The 19,617-nt window shown below is 60.6% G+C and carries 12 protein-coding genes; 6 read left to right on the top strand and 6 right to left on the bottom strand.

Going from position 1 to position 19,617, the window contains the following annotated elements; translation table 11 throughout:
* Positions 1 to 216: 216 nt before the first annotated feature.
* The 3 genes from AC5RUU_RS11440 to AC5RUU_RS11450 form a co-directional block, all read right to left on the bottom strand.
* Positions 217 to 3,579 (bottom strand): alginate lyase family protein, encoded by a 3,363-nt coding sequence (locus AC5RUU_RS11440; protein ID WP_493975322.1) that lies wholly within the window; start codon positions 3,577 to 3,579, stop codon positions 217 to 219.
* 520 nt (positions 3,580 to 4,099) lie between these two features.
* Positions 4,100 to 6,775 carry a putative Ig domain-containing protein gene (locus AC5RUU_RS11445; RefSeq protein ID WP_493975323.1) on the bottom strand — a complete coding sequence of 892 codons (2,676 nt, stop codon included), beginning with the start codon at positions 6,773 to 6,775 and terminating at the stop codon, positions 4,100 to 4,102.
* Between the two features lie 388 nt (positions 6,776 to 7,163).
* Positions 7,164 to 7,412 carry a twin-arginine translocase TatA/TatE family subunit gene (locus tag AC5RUU_RS11450; protein ID WP_493975468.1) on the bottom strand — a complete coding sequence of 83 codons (249 nt, stop codon included), beginning with the start codon at positions 7,410 to 7,412 and terminating at the stop codon, positions 7,164 to 7,166.
* A 231-nt stretch (positions 7,413 to 7,643) separates the two neighbouring features.
* Between AC5RUU_RS11450 and AC5RUU_RS11455 the strand changes: the two genes are divergently transcribed.
* Complete coding sequence (locus AC5RUU_RS11455; RefSeq protein WP_493975324.1) at positions 7,644 to 10,511, top strand: carbohydrate binding domain-containing protein; 2,868 nt, start codon at positions 7,644 to 7,646, stop codon at positions 10,509 to 10,511.
* Positions 10,512 to 10,566: 55 nt separating this feature from the next.
* Entirely contained in the window at positions 10,567 to 11,679 is a 1,113-nt protein-coding gene (locus tag AC5RUU_RS11460; RefSeq protein WP_493975325.1) for a LacI family DNA-binding transcriptional regulator, read from the top strand.
* Between the two features lie 401 nt (positions 11,680 to 12,080).
* Here the strand turns inward: AC5RUU_RS11460 and AC5RUU_RS11465 are convergent, their stop codons facing one another.
* Entirely contained in the window at positions 12,081 to 12,566 is a 486-nt protein-coding gene (locus tag AC5RUU_RS11465) for an N-acetylglucosamine kinase (protein ID WP_493975326.1), read from the bottom strand.
* Positions 12,563 to 13,639, bottom strand: a complete 1,077-nt coding sequence (locus tag AC5RUU_RS11470; protein WP_493975327.1) for a LacI family DNA-binding transcriptional regulator — start codon at positions 13,637 to 13,639, stop codon at positions 12,563 to 12,565. The genes AC5RUU_RS11465 and AC5RUU_RS11470 overlap by 4 nt, the downstream gene beginning before the upstream one ends.
* A 192-nt stretch (positions 13,640 to 13,831) precedes the next feature.
* Between AC5RUU_RS11470 and AC5RUU_RS11475 the strand changes: the two genes are divergently transcribed.
* Positions 13,832 to 14,878: a hydroxyacid dehydrogenase gene (locus AC5RUU_RS11475; RefSeq protein ID WP_493975328.1), complete on the top strand. Its 1,047-nt coding sequence runs from the start codon at positions 13,832 to 13,834 to the stop codon at positions 14,876 to 14,878.
* A gap of 74 nt (positions 14,879 to 14,952) precedes the next feature.
* Here the strand turns inward: AC5RUU_RS11475 and AC5RUU_RS11480 are convergent, their stop codons facing one another.
* A complete protein-coding gene (locus tag AC5RUU_RS11480; protein WP_493975329.1) occupies positions 14,953 to 15,705 on the bottom strand; it encodes an alpha/beta fold hydrolase in 753 nt (250 codons plus the stop codon).
* A 226-nt stretch (positions 15,706 to 15,931) separates the two neighbouring features.
* Here AC5RUU_RS11480 and AC5RUU_RS11485 point away from each other — a divergent pair, with 226 nt between their 5' ends.
* From AC5RUU_RS11485 to AC5RUU_RS11495, 3 genes are all read left to right on the top strand, one after another.
* Entirely contained in the window at positions 15,932 to 16,930 is a 999-nt protein-coding gene (locus tag AC5RUU_RS11485) for an ABC transporter permease (RefSeq protein ID WP_493975330.1), read from the top strand.
* The gene (locus AC5RUU_RS11490) at positions 16,927 to 17,928 is read left to right on the top strand and encodes a carbohydrate ABC transporter permease (RefSeq protein WP_493975331.1); all 1,002 of its coding nucleotides are present in this window, start codon (positions 16,927 to 16,929) and stop codon (positions 17,926 to 17,928) included. The genes AC5RUU_RS11485 and AC5RUU_RS11490 overlap by 4 nt, the downstream gene beginning before the upstream one ends.
* A 72-nt stretch (positions 17,929 to 18,000) precedes the next feature.
* On the top strand, positions 18,001 to 19,554 hold the full coding sequence (locus AC5RUU_RS11495; protein WP_493975332.1) for an ABC transporter substrate-binding protein: 1,554 nt from the start codon (positions 18,001 to 18,003) through the stop codon (positions 19,552 to 19,554).
* The last annotated feature ends 63 nt before the right edge of the window (positions 19,555 to 19,617 follow it).

Below are 19,617 nucleotides of genomic sequence, written 5' to 3' on the forward strand. Positions count from 1 at the left end.
CATGGACCGGGACTGCGCCGGCGCAACCAGTGCCTGACATCAGCGGACGGTCGTAGGCTACACCGCCGCGACTCCCCTAGAGCCGCGGAGGCGAGACCGGAAGATTACAGGTCCATCCAGACAATGTGCTTTCCCCATTCGAGCCAAGGGGCCGGAAGGCCGGGAGTCACCTCGCGGCCTTCCGGATGCGGGACGCCTTCCGTGCGGGTCCGCGGATCAGCCGATGGCTATAGCCTCGAATGCCCCCTTTGTGAGACTGCGCTGGTCTCCGGAGCAAGCCACAAGCCCGATGTAGTAAGGCGCGTCGCCGAAGTCTGGCAGGTCCTGCTCAGCCAGATTTGTCCACGTACTACCGTCTCCCGAAACCGCCGCTGTGAATACGCTGCCTGTCCGTTCCAGCCGCACCCATGTCCCGGAACCGCCGGCTGTTATTGTTGCACGCCCGGCCACCACCGGGCGCCGGACGAATTCGCCTCCTCCGCCCGGAGTGACGACTGTTGCCGCCATCAGGTCGAACGGAGAAAGGGATTTAGCCATGATGATGCCGATGCGGGACCCGGGTCCGGCATCTACCCGGTCAGCGATGCGCGCTGTGATTGTTTTGTTTCCGTGTACCGTTTGGTGCGCGACGTGTGCAACCATTCCCTGATTGTTGACGTTCAGGCCGGGTCCGGCCCCTCGAACCACCAGCTGGCCGGAACCTTCATGGGCAGCGCCCTGCACGCGAAGGGCAACAACGCCCACCCCGCCGAGGGTACGTTCATCCCGCACAAAGTCGCCAAAGTCGCCGGAGCGCCACGGCGAAGGCAAGGCAGTTCCCACGGTGATCCTAAGGCTGGCAGAGGAGGAGTCTGCACTCACGGTCGCGTCGAATACGCCCGCCTGTCGGGGGATTCCTGAGATGAGACCAGTCCGGTCATCGGCGATCAGGCCGGGAGGAAGGTTTCTCGTCCAGTAGCGACCAGCGGAAGGCATTGCCCGGATCAGATATTCGAATGCAGTTCCGACAGTCGCGAACGTCTCGACCGGACCCTGCATTACAGGGTTTACTGGATCGGGCATGCGTGCTGATACCGGCTCGGACTCCGGACCTTCGCCGGAGATGTTTGTCTTGGCAAGCCTGAAGTAGTATTCACGGCCGGGAACGCCCGTGGGGTCGGAGTAGCGCAGGCGCACACCAAAGCCGACAGGGCCGACGTCGTCCGCTAATGGCCTAAACGATCCGCTGGGCGACTCTGATCGTTTGACGATGTACCGTGCTGCCGGATCGGGATCGCTCCAGGACAGGTTAACCGCCGAGGAACCGGCGGTGGCGGTGAGCCCCTGCGCCGTCCCCGTGGGTTTTGGCACTGACCAAGCGCCCACCGTGACATTGTCGAACGTTGAGGTTCCGGTCTCCAATTCCCCCAGGCATGAGCAGCTGGCGAGGCCGGCATAGACATCACCTCGAAGATCGAGCTCGGTTGTGCCTACTTCTGTCCATGATTTCCCGTCAGGGGAAATTGACCCCGTAACCCGATTTCCACTCCGGACGATCCGGACCCAGTACGGCATGCGCAGGCGGTAACCGTCGCCGGCGCCTTCGACGTAGGGCGCTGCCAAGGGAGTGGCGGATTCCGGCAGCGAACCGTGATCCATGATGGGGAAGCCGGCCTTGACGGTGATGGCCTGCTGCTGGGTCGGCGGCACTGGGACACTGCCGCTGCCTTTGCTTAGGCCCGCCGGCGTCATTCGTGTTGTCCATACACCGCTCCAGGTGTGGAGCGGCAGGCCCTGAAGCAGCATGGCGGCATGCGCCGATCCCGCATCGAGCGATGAACGAATCATCACACCGACCTTGGCGTACTGCGAGCTGAGAGGATGCACTATCCGTGCAGTGACGACCCCTTGGCCCCGAAGACGAGTGAAGGTATACCGGAAGCTGTCGCCGCTTCCAGCGATGTCGCTTCCCTGATCCTCAATATGAAAGCGTTCGCCGTCGAAGTGCGCATTCCCCGCGGCGGATACGGTGCCAATTGCTGCCGACTCCCAGCCTTCGGGCAATCCTGCTGTTCCGGCGACAGCCGCCGAGTCATCGCTGGTTCCGGCCTCATTTGTGGCTGTGATGGCGTAGTAATAGGTGCGACCCCGGCGCGCTGTCCGGTCCATGTATTCCGTGCCTCGCACACCGGATGCGATCACCTGGAAGTCGACGCCAAAAGTCTCAGCACGTTTGACGCCATAGCTTTGCGCGGTCGCGCCGCTGACTGGATCAACCGAACCGACCCAGGTGAGCGAAACGCCCTCGCCGGTCCCTGTTGCCCGCAGACCGCTGGGAAGGCCGGGAACCGATGTCGGTGGGCCTGCCGTCGCAGTAGGCCGGGCATAGGTCAGGGTTCCCCAACCTGGATCGTCCTCATGCCAGCCTTCGATGAACCTGGAGCCGCCGGTGCCGCGAAAGACAACCGCGCTAGTGCTCGGGGCGGAAAGCCCTAAGCGGCTTACATAGTGGGAATAGGCCAGTTCATAGATGGGACGAAATTGCCCACGCCCTTTTGGTGAAACTGTTTCCTTGAAGTATTTGCCTGTACGGTCAAGGTCGGCGACAAAAGGAACGTCGTCAAAACCGAGGTTGTAGCGGGCGTTGTATTCATACCCGGCAAGGATCCGGTTGTTGGCCATACCGAAAAGGTCCACACCTTGGTTCCAGGCAACTTGGGCACAGTATCCGAGCAGACCCTGGCCAAGTTGCTCGTGGGGCTGGTCCCGGCCACTCTCCTGCCCCTGGCCCGATTCGTTGACTACGCGGTTGAGCACGGACCCGTTACCGGAGCCATAGGCCGCGAAGCGAAGCCCATTTTCGAACATCACTCTGTCGTCGCTCAGAACGGCTATCGCCAGAATCGTCTGCAGCGCCGCGTCGTCCCAGTTCCCGTTTGCAAAAAGCGCATAGCCGGATAGGGACTCATACCATACAGTTCGCAGGGAACGCACGCAGGCCTGGAAATCCTCCTCCGGCCAGCCGCCGTACGCTGAATGCCGCAACAGCTCAGCAGCATTCGCCATCTTGAATCCCTGAAGACCTGACCCGAGCTGGCCGTCGGCGCCGGTGATGGCACGGAGGCTGCGCGCCCAAGCATTCAGGATATCCCGCGACTTGTCCGCATGCCGTCGATCTCCAGTCAGAATCCACATCAATGCGTTTTGATAGGCGGCTGCTGCGTCGCCAACCGCTTGGCCGGTAAAGTTTGAAGGTCCTCGTCCCCAGGATTCAATCTGGCCGGTGTTCTGGACACCGTAGGAAAACAAGGAGCGCGGATCGGCTGCCATCGCAAGGAAGCCCTCATACATTGGCGACTCCTTGGCTGCCACCGCTTTCCGCATCCGCTCAAGGTCCTCAGCGCGATGCAGAATGCCCGGGTGACTGAAACCCGGTCCTGCGCCGGGTACCACTGTGTACGGGCTGCGTCCGGCATTCAGGGACGCGTTCGCCTGCGCTGTTTCCATGAACGCAAACTGATAGACGCCGGCGAATGCGCCCGCTAAGCCTGCCGAATGCAAAAGACTGCGCCGGCTGAATTCAATCTTCTCTTTTTTCATTTCAGACTCCTTTGTAGTGAAACCAGTGGCAGGAGAGGAAGGCCTCGGGACTCCAGAAGACTCAGCTTGCCGCCATGGCACAGAGTCGTTTAGGAGACCTCTCGTAAAGGGTTAGGAAATCGTTAGCCTCCCACCGCCATCATGGCTTTCAAGTTTTTCTCGTCTGCAGCGATCACTCAGTGCTTGCGAAACGGACCAGAACTCGCTGATGGCGGTTCCTGATCGATTTCAGACCAAAAACCATGGCTTGAGATCGTGCAATCCGGTTGAGGGCTCAGAGGCCGCGTGAGCGGCGGTGAGATTGACCGTCACCAAGTGCGTATACGAGTTTGTCTTGCCATAGGCACCAGAGCCCATGACCGCACCCAGATGAAAGAGCAGGGGTCTCCCGTAGTGAACTGGTGCCCGGAAGTTGGACTGAGAATTCAGTCTGGCTTGCGGGGAGCAGCTCATAGTGGGAGACACCCTCTGCTCCGCGATGACTTCTATCCAAGACAACGGTTTTTACTGGGTTGTCCTGTTACTCATGGCGCTCACCGTGAATACGGAATTCACTGAATGATGAGATTCCTGGGTAAACGGGGTCCGTCGGCACTCCAGGGTTGTCCACCTGCACCCTAAGGTAGCGGAACAGTTGGGCGCGTACTTCTTGACGTATGGGAATGGTTTCCATCGCAAAGTTCGCCGCAGTTGTGTTAGCAGTTGGCCGTTCAGTGAGGAGTGTCCACGTGGTGCCGTCCTGGGAGCCATACACGTTTGCCCCTTCTGAACGGTTGGCGAAGTTATACCGCGCCTGTAAACCGATGGCGTGTGCTGATATCCGGAAGCCGACCCCGAAGTCAATCGTGAATGGCGCTCGGAGGTCACCGGTCGTTGTATTGAAGTCCCCGTCGACTAGGTTGCGCGGCTGCACGGACGTGGGGTTCGTGGTGACCATTCCCCTGTAATCGATGGATCCGTCGGGCAGTCGGGGGGTAAGCATTTGAAGGGCTTTGACTGCCTGCTGAAGCTTGACGAGCTGCTCCAAGTACTGAGCATCTCCGCCTGTGGTCATTGAGGCACGTGCCTCGTCGCGTACAGCGTTGAAGGCTGACAAGGAGGTGCTCACGTAGGTGGACTCGGGATTGTAGCCTGCCAGTGCCTCGTCGAATGCTGATTGGCGGTCGGCCGCGATAACGACGTTGGCGGGGCGTGTTGCCAAGGTGGTCCCGTCGTCGGCCGTGACTCGGATGGTTTGGCTTCCGACACTGGAGGTTTTTGGCTTCCAGGTCAGATTGCCGGTCTCAGGGTGAAGTCGTGCTCCGGCAGGCAGACCGGTTGCCGTGTAGCGGAGAACTTCGCCTGCCGCGTCAGTGGCGGACAGCGATCGGCTCAATTCCACTCCGGCCAGGCCGATAATCGGCGTGGCGGCATCAGATGGAAATTGAGGAATTGTGAGTTGGGTTTTCGCTTCAAGATTGACGTGGTCGAAGTCGACGCTGACGCCGGTTCCGGTGACGGTCAGGTAGGCCAGGTTCTCACCGCCGAGGTCAACTCCGGTCAACTTTTCTGCATCCATGTCAAAGGTGACGTACCGCCATTGGTTATGGGTGTTGGGCAGCGGAATGTCGATCCGGGCATCCGGGTTCTTACCGATGGCGAGGCGTGCTTCGCCGTTGGTACGCAGGAACAGACCTACAGGACTGTAGCCGGCGCGGCTCAGATACATCAGGGTTCGGACGGCTATGGTGCTGCCGGTTTCGGACCCGTCGACGCGCACGAACGTCCGGCCGTCTTGGGTCATGGTCGTGGAGCGAGCATCCATGAATGAACTGCGCGTTTCGACTTGAATTTTCGCATCTGTTGCAACCCGGGGGGTTTCGCCTGCCACCTGCGCGGGAAGGGAGAGCCATGATTCCGGGCTGTAGTCAGGGTTGCTGTCCCAGAAATTGCGCAAGCCAGTTCCCCAGTAGAACTTGGGGCCATCTGATTCCGCATGTAGTTCCGCCAGGTAGGGAGCTTTTTCTTCGACGTTCACTCCGAGGCGGTAGCGGTAGACGTAGTAGAGCTCGTCCATCTTGTAGAAGGTTCGTCCGCGGTAGGCCGTTGAAAGCGCCCCGGGTCCACCCGTGGTGTCAATCCACGGTGTGTCGTAGCCGAGCATGTAGCGGGCAAAGGAGTCGGCAGCCTTGAGGAGCCGCTGATCCAGGAAGTCATAGGGTGAGACGGCGTTCGCAGCTGTGGACACGGTTCCGGTGACAGAGTCAACCCGGGTGCCTTGAACCGTGAGAAACCTGCCCAGGGCTCCTGTGCTGTTGATCCCGTCCCACGCGTGTGCCTGGTCCCGGCCCATTTCCTGGTGCTGCACGAAGGAATACCCGAAAGGATTAAGGGGGTTTTCGGCGGAGATCAAGGGGAACATGGCTGCGATGGAGCCGTTTTGCTCGGGGCGTGACGTCGTGGCGTTGACTGTGTACCACTCGACTGCTTCGTTGTATCGCTCGCGGTTTTCGGTGAAGATGTAACCTGCTATTGCTCCCATCAGTGGGAACTGGTGTTGGTTAAGGTACCGCCAGTTCGTGTGGAGGAAGGTCTCGGTCATGGGAACGATGAGGTTTGAGCTGAGCTTGGCTGTGTCCTGGTCGCTCCAGGCGAGGTCATACCCCTGGTAGCCGGCTGGGGCACTCGTGGAGCGGAAAAGCTCCGCGGCCGCCACAAGGCGGTAGAGCGGAACACCAGAATGGATGTGCGCGTCCGGGTAGTAGGCATACTTCGACGGATCCATGTTGCTCCAGGTCCGGATCAGCCGCATCCCGTTTTCCCGGTAGACAGGGTCCCCGGTGATGAAGTAAAGAGTTGCCTGTGTGTAGGCACCGAATGCGTCCTTGATGAGCTTGCTTTGGACGGCCTGGGAGTTGAATGCCGGGTTTCCTGGCTGATCGGGCGCGGTACCGCCGTTAGCGGTGCGCAGGTCACGGGCGGCGAACGGCGTCTCTGCCATGGCTTGGTAGTGGCTCTTCCACGGCTCAACCCCGGTCCGGACCATCTCCCGGGCGTTGCGCAGGCTTTCCGTGCTTACGCCGATGCCCGGGTGGACAAAGCCGTTTTTACTGACGGTCTCGGTGATGCTGACCTCGTGGCCGGAATCCGCTGACGCAGCATCGATGGTAGCGGGCAATCCGGTGCCCGCGGCAGGGGCGAGAAATGCCAGTGCCACGGTGGCTGCCAGCCGTCGTGGCCACCGGATCGTAGAGCGTGGGGCATTAAAATTCTTCAAGCGTGAACCCTTCGTTAGAAATTTTTATATCCGGCCACATTTAGCCGGAACATGGGCAAGACTCGGGAGAGTGATATCGATATCAGACTGACGAAACAAACTCTGGACCTGAATCTTTTTGGAGCGGGGGTAACCCGCGCTGGGCGTCGTCCAGTGAGTGATGTAGTGCGTGGATGGAGGTCTTCGTCCGGACTGCAACCGCGCGTGTCATCCGTTGAGGAACGTGCGCCACAGCGTATTCAAGACCTTCAACAGGACTGAAGTTTAGTCACCGGCCCCAGGGATCAGGGCTTGTTGGCCGCATAGAAGCCGGAGCTGCCAGTTCGCACTAGCTGGCCTTAGGGTTTTGCAGTGGTTGGCTGTCCTGACCGCTTCGTTCACCCGCAGCTCGGGCTTCCCGATCAAAGCCTGGGGTTGTGAGCGGGATGGGAACATCGTCCTTCATTTGACGGACTTCAGATTTGAAGATCCTCATTGACTGGCCCAGACTTCTGGCCATAGCAGGCAGCCGGGGTGCCGAGAACAGCAAAATGGCGACGACGACGATCATGCCAAGCACCCAGGGCTCGGTAAGCATTCTTCCCACAAAGATCTCCTTCGATAGCCCTGCATTGGGCGGGGTCGGTCTGCTGCAGGCCAACGCTACAACGGTGGGGATGGGGTGTCGAGGGAAATGCGAAATCTTTGCAACTAGTTGCAAAGGTGGCTCGTGCCCCGGTACCGTTCTGTGTTGGTCGTCACATACTTGGGCAGGAACCCTGTCCGGTCCGATGCTCTCTTGAAAGTGAGAACGCTGATGTTCCCTGATGTGTCCAGAAGATCCGTTCTAAAGCTGGCCGGCGGCAGTGCCGGAGCTGCCGCGGCTGGTTGGTTGTGGAATACCCCGGCGGCCCAGGCGGCAGAGACGCCGAAGGGATGGAAGCCCACCTTCAGTCGCAGCGGCGGCGTCGTCGACGTTCTCGTCTTCGGTGACACCAATTCTGAGACCGCGCACGGGCTGAAAGCCACGTTCTCCGACGTTGTCAGTGGCGGTCTCAGCCAGCCAGCACGCGTTTTGAAGCCCACGGACTCGGGAGGGTTCTGGGGGGGAACAGTGTCTGCCGCTTTGGCCTGCCGGCCCGAAGGCGAAACCTACGTGACCATCAAGCTGTGGGGTTCGGACGTTGGAGAGGACCTTGGCCGTCTTCAACTGTTCATAGACGGCAAGCAGGTCGGGCACATGCATCTGGGTGCTGTTGATCCCCTGGATATTGCGGGGCATGATCCCAGGAGTCCGGGGCGCTTTTACCTTCACACTCTGCCTTTGCCGCTGAACCTCACGGCAGGGAAAAAGAGCGTGAACCTCGAAATCCGGTCTTCCGGCTGGATCGCCGCCTACGGGCAGAGTGCCGCCGACTATTTCAAGCCGATGACGCGGCCGAGCCGAGGGATCTACCGGCTGTATACGCACTCGGAACCGTTTTTCGCCCTTGGGGGCGACGATGTTGCGGGTGCTTTGCCTGCAACGAAGATACGGACAACGCCTGGGATCGAGGTCCTTGAGAAGGTCAATGCAGCAGTGATCAAGCAGGCGAACTCCGAAGCCAGCCGCACAGCACCTCAGCTCGACCTGTGGTACTTGGAGTTCCTTGCCCGCGCGTACGGCATGGATGCCACCCAGGCCTTTAACAATCCGGCTGTTCCTGGCCAGATCGCTAACAGCCTGGATGGCATCTACTGGCGTTACCTCCAGAACGCGAAGGAGATGAAGGATTCCAATCAGCAGTGGATGGGCCTCGGGCGGGCAGGCCTGGTTATGTTGATGCTCAAGGACCAGCTTGCCCCGCTGTATGACCAGCCTGTGGCAGGATCCCCGGGAGTGATCAACAATGCCGGCTTTGAGGGTGGCGGTACGCTGCCCACCGGTTGGCGTCACATCACCTACGCCGGCGCCGGTACCTCGACGCGGGACACCACCGTCAAGAGGTCAGGGGCGGCCTCCGCCAAACTGACCGTTCCCGCCTCGGGAACCATAGCGCTGGCGCCCACAGATCGGACCCCCATCGGTACCGGAACGTATACCTACGCGGCGTGGGTCAAGACAGAAGGAGTGGGCCCGCAGGGAGCCTACCTGGATGTCCTCTTCTTTGGCGCCGATGGAAAGCTTATTGGTGGCGACAATAAGTTCTACGCCACCGCAGGCACCAATGACTGGCATCAGGTGACAGCATCACTGGCGACACCGGCCGGTGCCACGAAGGCGGAAATTCAGGTGCGGCTGGCCGGCGCCGGGACCGCATGGTTCGACGACCTTGCCCTGACGGTGCCCACGGACTCCACAGTACGTCCCGTGATGCGGCGCGATGCATGGACCAAAATGCTGCTCGACAGCCGCGAATACTGGCGGCAACACTTCCCGCAGTACACCAACCAGGCGATGATCTGCGCCATCGGCCTCTACCTGGCCAACCGCGGTCTTGGTCTGTTGAAATCAAACGAGGCATGGACCGAAGCCAAAGCGCGGGAGTACATTTACGAGTCCGTCGGCATCACCCCCTGGCTGGGCCCGGAGGCAGCCGACGGTACGCCCACCAAGCCGCTGGGCAGCAATTACCGGCAGGTTTCCGCGAAAGGCATCTCCAAAGAACTGGGTTACGCCGGCAACTATGGCGAACTGCAGGACTGGCTGGCCCTGATGTATGACGCCGTCATCGGTTTTGGCGGCATGGAGGATGAGGTCCTCAGGAAACACATCATCACGATGGCCAAGGCCCGCATGGTCTTCCGTTACCCCGCCGCTGATAACGACGGCAACAAAGCGATGCGGTACGAGGCACTCATCGGCTGGCGTGATGCCGAGTACCCAGGCAAGGTCACCTACGATGAGGGCAGCAAATGGGACGGACACGCCCTCAAACTCGTCGCACTGCTTAAGGATCCGGAGCTGACCGCGTACGCGCGCCAGTCCCTGGACGACAACCAGTTCTTTACCGTCCTCGACGAGGCCTACAAAATGGGGCTGCAGGCCCGGACCTATCTGCATCTCTCCACCGCCGCCGCCGATTATGCGTACGTCAGCTCCGCACGCGATACCGGAGCCCGCATGCCAATGAACGTCGGGCAACCCGACTTCGTATTCAGCGACGAAGAAAACGGTGTTGTCGCCATCAAACACGCAGGAGAAGTTCTCTTTGCTTCCCTTTACTGGCGGGCACGGTGGGGCATCAACAGGCTGGCCCGCGTCCACCACATCAGCGCGGAGGGCATCGAACGTTCAGGCACCGTGTGGGAACGGGCAGAATACGAACCGGACGGCCGCAGCCACAGCGAGCCAGACTGGGTCAACTGGGAGTTCGGTGCCAGCGACCTGGGCATCGCCGGCGGCGGGTTCCCACCTCCCGGCCCAAAATTGCACCAGGCGTTCGCCGGCGAGCCGCTGCCACTGGCGGCCGCACCCTCGGATGTTCCAACCCAACCGGTGGGCAAGGAAACTCCGTTTGCCGGGCGTGCGTCCTTCTACGAATGCCGGTACGGTCCGTTCATCATCGCCATGAACACCTCCTCAAACCGGACATATTCCTTCAAGCCCGGGGATGACTTCGGCGAGTCCCGTGACGTGATGAGCGGAAACAGCGTCCCGGCGCAAACCGACGTACAGGTTGGCCCTGGGACCACGGTCGTCCTGCGCCAGAACTAGGCTGCTGGGAGTCCCGCTCTGACGGGACTCCCAGCCCGGTTGCTAGGATCAAACGGTGACACCGACCCTCGCGTCCGCAGTGCCCGCCGAGCAGCAACCGGGCTCCGGGGGCGCCCGCAAGCGCGGGCCTGAACGCGTCAGCCCCGTGAACATGAAAGACGTAGCCCGCAAAGCGGGCGTATCAGTCTCAACCGTCTCCCGCGTGTTGGCCGGAAACCCGGCAGTGCAGGAAAAGACCCGCGACCAGGTCCTGGCAGCGATGCATGAACTGGACTATGTGGTCAACGGCCTGGCCCAGTCCATGCTCGGCAAAGGAAGCCGCACCGTCGGGTTTTTGGTCAGCCACATGGTCGGTCCAACATTTGCCGAGCTGGCCAGTGGAGTGGAAGAAGAAGCGTCAAAGGCCGGTGACCTCCTGGCGATCGTCACCACCCACGGCAATCCTGACGACGAAATGACCGCTGTGCGCCAGCTGCGGGAACAGCGTGCACGGGCAGTGCTGCTGGTGGGTGCAGGCCAAACCGACGGGGCCTACCGGGAACGACTTAAACGGTACGCAGAGTATCTGGCTCCAGCCGGCACGCGCCTTGTTTTGTGTGGACGAGGACCTGTCGTAGGTGTACCCAATGTACCCAGCGTGTCCTACGACAACGCGGCCGGCACCCGCGCCGCGACCGAGCACCTGTTCGGGCTGGGACACCGGCGCATCCTATACCTGGGTGCCTCGTCAAATCATTCCACCGCAGAGGAACGGTTCAGTGGCTACCTCCAAGCCCATGAAGGAGCCGGCGTCCCCACGATTCCCGAGCTCTACCCGGAAACCCTGTTTGACCCGGAATCCTGCCGGGCCGCGATGGAGGCGGTGACGAAATCCGGAGCAGCGTTCACCGCTGTGGTGGCAGCCCGCGATGACATAGCAGTCCATGCTCTGCGGTCCTTCAAAGAACGGGGCCTGTCTGTGCCTCGGGACGTGTCGCTCGTCGGCTTTGATGACATGCCGTTCATGGCCGATCTGACCCCGGCGCTGACCACCGTCCGGGTCCCTTACCGGGAGCTGGGCCGACGCACCGGTGAGCTGATCACAGGGGGGCAGCACGACCTGAACCAGCGGATATCGCTCCCTGTTGAGCTCGTCGTCCGCGCCTCTACGGGGCCTGTACCCCGGTAAGCCGCCAGCCTGTTGCCAGACCGGAGCCCCGTGTACCGGCGGGCAGTCAAGGATCCTCACCGGCCCAACGCCGCCAGCGGCGAGGGCAGTACGGAAAGACTCCTGCACAGCAGGCACATTCATTCCCAGCCCACCGCCCAGAACAACGGGACCGCTAATCTCCAGCTGCCCCGCACTTTCCCGTGCCATGCGGGCAAGATCCTCTCCGGCCAGGGCCAGCAGCGCCGCACTGACCTGGTCTCCCGCTGCAGCACAATCGATGACGCATTGCGCCTGTCGTGCCCAGAAGCTGCGTCCGTGCTTGGGGGAGTGGAACAGCGCGATCAGTTCCACTGGAGAACCTAATCCGGTCATTTTGAGCATTGATGTCGTGAGCAGGTCAGGCTCTCTAGCTTGGTTCATTAGCTGCAGACATGCCGGACCGCCTCGCGGCCCAACCAATATCCGCTTCCTTCATCACCGAGCAGGTACCCCCAGCCGCCAAACCTCGCTTCGTGCCCCTCTTTGTTGCGTCCCCACGCGGCTGAACCTGTTCCTGCAATGACGGCGATGCCGGTCAGGAAACCGGCCGCTGCCAGAATAAGACGGGAATCATGAACAACCCGGACTTCCGCGGCCGGGAGCTGCATCAGCACCAGGTCCTCCAGAGTGCTCGCGTCGGTGGCGGTGTCTATGCCGCCGGCTCCGACCACGACAGGGGTGGCTTCCGGCGGACGAAGGTACTCAAATAGATCCGCGAGTGCCCGGGACGCTTCCTGGGAGGTGACGTTTTGAAGGTTGGCGCTGCCCGCCACGGCCTCCCTTACTGGTTGGCCGTGGTCGAAAAGAACGCCATGGGTTTTACTACCCCCGATATCTAGCCCAATCAGCAGGTCAGAACTGTTCATGTGTTCCTGCCACCTTTAGGTGGGGGAGCGACGGATTCCCGCAGCACGAGTTCTGGAGCAGCCGATGTGTCCGCAACTTCCTGGTTTTTCTCGGCACGCTTGAGGAGCATCAGGAGCGCACGGCGTCCCAAGTTTCCGAACCCTGGTTCGACCGTTGTCAAGGCAGGAAGGGTGAATTCGGTAAACGGCTGGTTGTCCCAGCCGATAAGAGAAACTTCGTCCGGAACCCTGACTCCACGGTCCTGCAAAGCGCGAAGTGACGCCAACGCCAGGCGGTCATTGGAACAGAACACTGCTGTAATCGAAGGATCGTCCGCTATCCGAAGCCCCTGTTCGTAGCCGGACCTCGCCAACTGAGTTGCCGGTAACACCGGCGGCGCTTCGATGCCAGCCTCGCTGAGTGCATCCAACCAGCCCTGATAACGCCCGGAAAACTGCGTCAGGGGAAACAATCCCAAGTGATGGACCGTCCGATGCCCAAGTCTGAGCAGATGCCGGGTCACCTCCAGCCCGGCGGTGTACTCATCGACTAGAGCGTAGGGAAAGCCTTTTTGCCCTTGGGAAAACCCTGAAGCAGCCACCACCGGCACGTGGGGAGGAATGTTCCTGAGCAGCTGCGCGCCGGCTGGATCGAAGTCGATAACCACCACACCAGCCACTTGTTGTTCCAACACCGGCGCGATAGCGGCTCTCACATCCTCAACTCCCGCCGACTTCACTGTCGATATGACAACGGAATAACCTGCCTCCTGGGCCGCGCGCTCAATCCCACCGATCGTAAGGCTGTAGCCATGCCTCTCTGTGCTGGAAGTAAGGATGGCAACCATACGCCCTTCACCCGATTTCAAGGCCCTCGCAACCGAACTCGGATGGTATTGCAACTCCTCAATGGCGGCTCTTACCCGTTCCCGAAGCTGTTCACTGACGGGAATGTTGCCTGTCAGCACCCGCGACACTGTCGGCACGGACACCCCGGCCAGACGCGCCACATCAGCAATGACCGGCTTTCGCGTCTTTTCTGAAGAGCCGCCGTTTTCACGGGAGCCGCGGGCCGACCGGGTGCTATTCGTCATGGTTGTCCTCGTACATTGGCAGCCGCCCCCGGCCTTCCTGACCAGGCTGTTCCAGGACGGCAGCGACTTGTATTGCTGATATCGATATCATACTCTGTTGGAAGGTTTCTAACGACCACAAGGACGAAAAATGATAACGCTGCCCATCCGTTTAGGGGTGCGGTCGGAAAGAACTGGAAAGGCGGCGCCACAATGACGCTGCCACTGACGGCCACTCAGTCCCTTGCCCAAAACCTACGGCCCAAGGTCGCGTTGGCGATGAAGGATGAGCATTTGCGCGACGCGCTTTTCTCGGCACGGTTGCGCCGCCGCCTCAAAGCTGTCGCCGACTGCGACTTCAACCTGCTAATACGCGATTTCCAATCCGTTCCTGACGCTGTCCTCAGCGGGCTGGACGTGCTGCTGACGGGATGGCACGCCCCCGAAGTAAACGAAGCTGCGCTTCTTCGCATGCCCCACCTTCGGCTGATTGCCCATGCTGGCGGCAGCGTCAAGGAACACGTCAGTTCCGCTTGCTGGGAAAGGAACATCCTGGTCACAACAGCTGCCATGGCTAATGCTATCCCTGTCGCGGAACTCGCCTTGGCGCAGATTCTCTTCGCCGGCAAGTCGGTGCTCGCGGGAGCGCGGCTGTACCAAGTGCGCCAAGCCAGAATCGACCGCGAACTGGAGTTTCCCCGTACCGGAAATTATGAGAAAACCGTGGGCATAGTAGGTGCTTCAACCATCGGCAGGCTCGTGATAGAGCGCCTCAGGATGTTTGACCTGGATGTGCTCGTCTACGACCCCACCCTGAATGCTGCAGCGATTGACGCGCTGGGCGCCCGCAAGGTCTCACTCCATGAATTGCTTCGTGAGAGTGAAATTGTGTCCCTCCATGCCCCTGTTCTTCCCACGACCCGAGGCATGATTGGGCGGCTCCAGCTCGCTGCGATGCGTACGGGAGCAACGCTGATTAACACGGCGAGGGGAGAGCTCATCGACCACGATGCCTTGCGCGACGAGCTTATCTCGGGCCGGATCAGTGCCCTGCTCGATGTCACCGAACCGGAGCCACTGCCTCCAGGAGACCCGCTCTATACGTTGCCGAATGTGCTCCTAACCCCGCATCTGGCAGGTTCAGCCGGCACCGAACTCTTCCGGCTGGCAGATTTTGCCATCAGGGAAGTCGAGCAGTTCGCCGCGGGCATTCCACCCCTGTACCCGGTGCGCGCTGCGGACCTGGCTTCCATGGCATAGAAAGGCGGAATCCGCATCTTGATGTGAGGGGCGCGGTGTCCAAGTCCGTCCAGAGCGTTCCCTGATGCAGCCCGCTAAAGCAGGTGTTGCTGGCGGAGCCACTTCCTGATGGTGTTCTCTGTCCAGGCAGGGTGCTCGAGGTGGACGTAGTGCCCAGGGCCCGGGGAAAGGGCGACCGTGGAGCAAGGAGAGAGTTCCTTTTCGGTCCTGGCCGCCGGCCTGTTCGAGTAGATGGCAAGAACAGGGCAGCGTCGCAAAGGCAGGAGCCGCCGCGCCTGCGGCTTTGGACCCAGCGCAAAGGGGCCCATGTACATGCCTTCAAAGGATTCCAGAAGTGCGCGTGCGTCACTGGAGCGGAGCTCACGCATTACCTCGTTCCGCCAGGAGGACGGCGCGTCAGAAGAGAAAGCTTGGGAGAGGTCCTGGGCCGCTGCTGCGGAACCGAGGGCGATAAGGGCAGCCCGCCGATCCTCAAGACCGGCACACTCGGCTTCATCGGCACCGTAGGCGGGATCGATGACTACCAACCCGTCGACCAGATCAGGCCGGTCGATCGCCAGCTGAGACACCACGCTGCCACCCATGGAATGCCCGATTGCGACCAAGGGGCCAACGCGTTCTGTCAGTTCTGCAACATCGGCTGCCATCTCCATTACGCCATGACGACCGCGCACCGGTCCGGTCCTGCCAAATCCCCGAAGATCCACAGCTATCACCCGGCATTCCTGAGACAATGCCGCCTGCAGCCCGCTGAACGTCTTGCCGGACGAACCCCAGCCGTGGACGAGCATCACTGGACGCCCGTGCCCCATTTCCCAGTAGTACATGCGCCAAAGCCTTTCAAGTTTCGTTGTGATGGACAACACCCTCTGATATCGATATCATCACTTCGTCAGGCTACAGCACGAAACCGGCCCCGGGCAGGTGTTTCTAACCGGCTCCGAGGCCTCTATCCTGATATCGATATCATCATCGGACTGTCGCTTCTACCGTTGAGCACGGACCGGCTACATATGCAACACCAATCGGAGGGAGTAGATCATGCATAGAAGCGTGACTACCCAAAAAGAAGACCTGCGAAGCCGGTCTTCTGAATCGCCCAGGCCGCTGGCCCCGACCAAGCGTCGAAAGGGCAAGGGCGGCGGAAGCTGGAAGGACATGTGGCCGCTGCTGTTGCTTGCCGCGCCCGGCATAATCTGGTTTCTGGTTTTCTCGTATGCGCCAATGGCAGGCCTGGTTGTTGCCTTCAAGGACTTCAGCATCAGTGACGGCATCTTCGGCAGTCCGTGGAACGGCGTGGATAACTTCAAGTACTTCTTCGCTACCGGGGATGCCCCGCGGATCATCATCAACACCCTGGTGCTGAACGTATTGTTTCTGGGCGCATCCCTTGGCGCCGGTGTGGTCCTGGCCATCATGCTGAACGAGATCCGTGGCCGCTACTTCAAGAAGTTCATGCAGTCGGCGGTCTTCTTCCCATATTTTGTTTCGCCCATCGTCATCAGCATCATTCTGCAGGTGCTGCTTGCGGGAGCGCAGGGCGAGGGGGGCGCTGTCAATGACTTCCTCGGTATTTTCAGCCTTCCCCAGGTGTCCTGGTACACCGAGCCCGGCCCGTGGCCCTGGATTCTGACAATTGTTAAGGTCTGGCAGATGGGTGGGTACATGTCAGTTATCTTCCTGGCCGCTATCACCTCCATCCCTGAGGAAGTCTACGAAGCAGGGATGCTGGACGGCGCCAGCCGGACGAAAATGGCGTGGCTAATCACTCTGCCCCTGCTCCGTCCCACCGCGGCGATCCTGTTGGTCCTCGGCGTCGGCCGCATCTTCTACGGCGACTTCGGCACCATCTACGCCATCATCGGCGATAACGGAACCCTGTTCTCAAGCACCGACGTCATCGACACCTATGTCTTCCGGTCGCTGCGCACCATCGGTGACTTTGGTACCACCGCTGCGATCGGCCTCTTCCAGTCCGTGGTCGGTTTCATCCTGATCACTGCCGCCGTCCTCGTTCAGCGGCGCTACTCCAAGGAGTCATCGATCCTATGAGCTCGCAAGCAAACGTAACGGCCATGCCCGGTGGCGTCCCAGCAGGCCCAGAAACTCCCGCGGTCCCGGGATCGGTGCTTCCTCCTGACGCATCGTTGCCGTCGGACAGGAAGCGCAGCCAGCGCAAAGGATCTGCCAAAGAACGCCCCGAAGCTTTCACCGTGGCCAGCTACATCGGTGTCACCGCGTTCGGGCTCATGGCAATCATCCCGCTGTGGATGATCGTGGCCGGCTCCCTTACTGAGGAATCTACGCTCGCCAGGACCGGATACAGCTTCTTCCCCTCCCCGTTCTCTCTGGACGCGTACCAGCAGATTTTCAGCGGCACCGCCCTGATTAAGGGCTACACCGCCACTTTGTTCATTACCGGGGTGGGAACAGCGCTGTCCCTGTGTGCCACAGCTGCGCTCTCGTGGGTAATCGCCCGGCGCATGCCACGCATCAGCCGGCCACTGACGATCTTCGCCTATCTGCCCATGCTTTTCAGCGGCGGCCTGGTACCCCTTTACCTCTTGGTCACCCAGGTCCTGAACCTTCAGAACAGCTGGTTTTCCGTCATCCTTCCGCACATGATGGCCCCGTTCCTTGTATTCGTGGCCGTCAGCTTCTTCCAGCAGCTGCCCGAGGAAATCCTCGACTCTGCCCGTATCGACGGCGCCGGGGAACTTCGGATCTTCTTCCAGCTTGTTTTACCCCTCTCCAAACCAATCCTCGCCGTCATCGCCCTGTTTTACGCGGTGGCTTACTGGAACGAATGGTTCACCGCTCTGCTCTTCATCACCGAACCAGATAAGTACCCCCTGCAGCTGATGCTGCAGAACCTCATTGCCAACGTGACCAATGCCGCCCAACTTCCCAGCGCCTCGGCCGCCACAGCACCGATCTACCAGTTGCGCCTTGCCCTGACCGTTGTCACCATCGGTCCGATCCTGGCCGCTTACCCCTTCGCCCAGCGGTACTTCGTTAAGGGACTCACCCTTGGCGCTACCAAGGGCTAACAAGCCAAAACAACCTTTCATCCGTTCTTACTGACCATCCCGATCCACGGGACAGTACAAAGGAGTGCACTCATGATTACTGACCACCGTTTCTCCCGCCGCGGATTCCTCGGCCTCGCCGGCGGTGTCGGAGCCGCCATGGCTCTTGCCGGCTGCGGCACCGGGTCCGGTGGCACCGGAATTATCAAGGGCTCCACGTCCCTGGCCATCCTTCCTTCCACCGCCCCCGGTAACTGGAACGAAGTCCTCGGCAAGGTCAACAGCAAGCTCGAAGCCGACCTTGGCTTCAAACTTGACGCCCAGTTCATCAACTGGTCCAACTACCAGCAGCAGGCCCTGCTGAAATTCACCGCGGGCGAAAAGTTCGACACGGCCCTGCAGGCGCTGTGGCTCAACATGGCCCAGCTCCAGCAAAGCGGGTCACTGGCAGAGTTGACAAACGAAATCTCCAAGTACAAGAACCTGAGCGCCTCTATGCCGGAGAAACTGCTGAAATCCAACACTTGGGATGGAAAGCTGTGGGGCATCCCGCAGGTCAACAGCGCAGCCCGGGTCCAACACTTCAGCGTCCGCCAGGATATCGCCGAGAAACTCGGTTTCGCCGAAATCAAGAACTACGACGAGATGGAACGGTTCTTCTACGCTGCCAAGGAAAAGGCCGGAGTCATCCCGTTTGGCGCAAGCTCCAGTAACACCAATCTCCTGGCCGTACCCACACCTACGGCAATTTTCAATGCCGCATCCTGGGACAACCCGAACACCATCGCAATGAGCTTCAGCGGCAAGGGTGTGTTTTTCGTCTTCGACAAAAACGCCAGCCAGTCCGGCTCCTCGTCTCCGGTTCCTTTCTGGGAAAACGAGGGAACGCTCGATGCCCTGCGAAGGATCAGGAAATACCAGCAGGACGGCATCATCAATGCAGACGCCCTCAACGCCGATAATGCCACCGTCAAGAGCCAGTGGACGGCCGGCCGGTATGCGTCCACTTGGGCCATCACCGACGGAACCGGAAGCGCGGCGCTGCCGGCACTGCAAAAGGCCGTCCCCGGAGCCACGTTGTCCAACGCGATGCCGCTAACCGGCGGTCTCTCAGCCAAACCCAACCAGACCTTCCAGGCCGACAACCTGGTTGTGGTCAGTTCCAAGTCAGCCAACCTGGAGCGGGCCCTGCAGCTTCAGGACTGGCTCTCAATCCGGGAAAACCACGACCTGCTAACCTACGGCATCGAGGGCAAAGACTGGTCCGCGGTGGGCGATGACCGGTTCAAGCAACTCTCGGACTACAGCTTCCCGGGCTATGCCCTGTCCTGGCGTTCCAACCTGGAACGCAAGCCCGAACTCATGTCAGCCTCCGAGGAGAAAATCTTCGAGTGGGCCCAGGATTACGACAACTTCACTACCGACCCGTTCGCGTCCTTCATTCCGAACGCGGACCCGGTCAAGCAGCAGGTGGCTGCCCTCAGCAACGTCATCACAGAGTACGCGAACCCGCTTTACTACGGCCTTGTGGACGTTGACTCCCAGCTCGACAAACTCAAGAAGGCAGCCGACGGAGCCGGCCTCAGCGTCCTGCAGGCAGAGATGGAAAAGCAGGCCAACGAGTACCTCAAGAAGCAGAAGGCCTAGCAGCCAGCCCCATCAAATGGCCGGCATCCCTTGCGGGTGCCGGCCCCTTCAGCCACACAGCAC

This window comes from Arthrobacter sp. K4-10C (assembly GCF_059090085.1).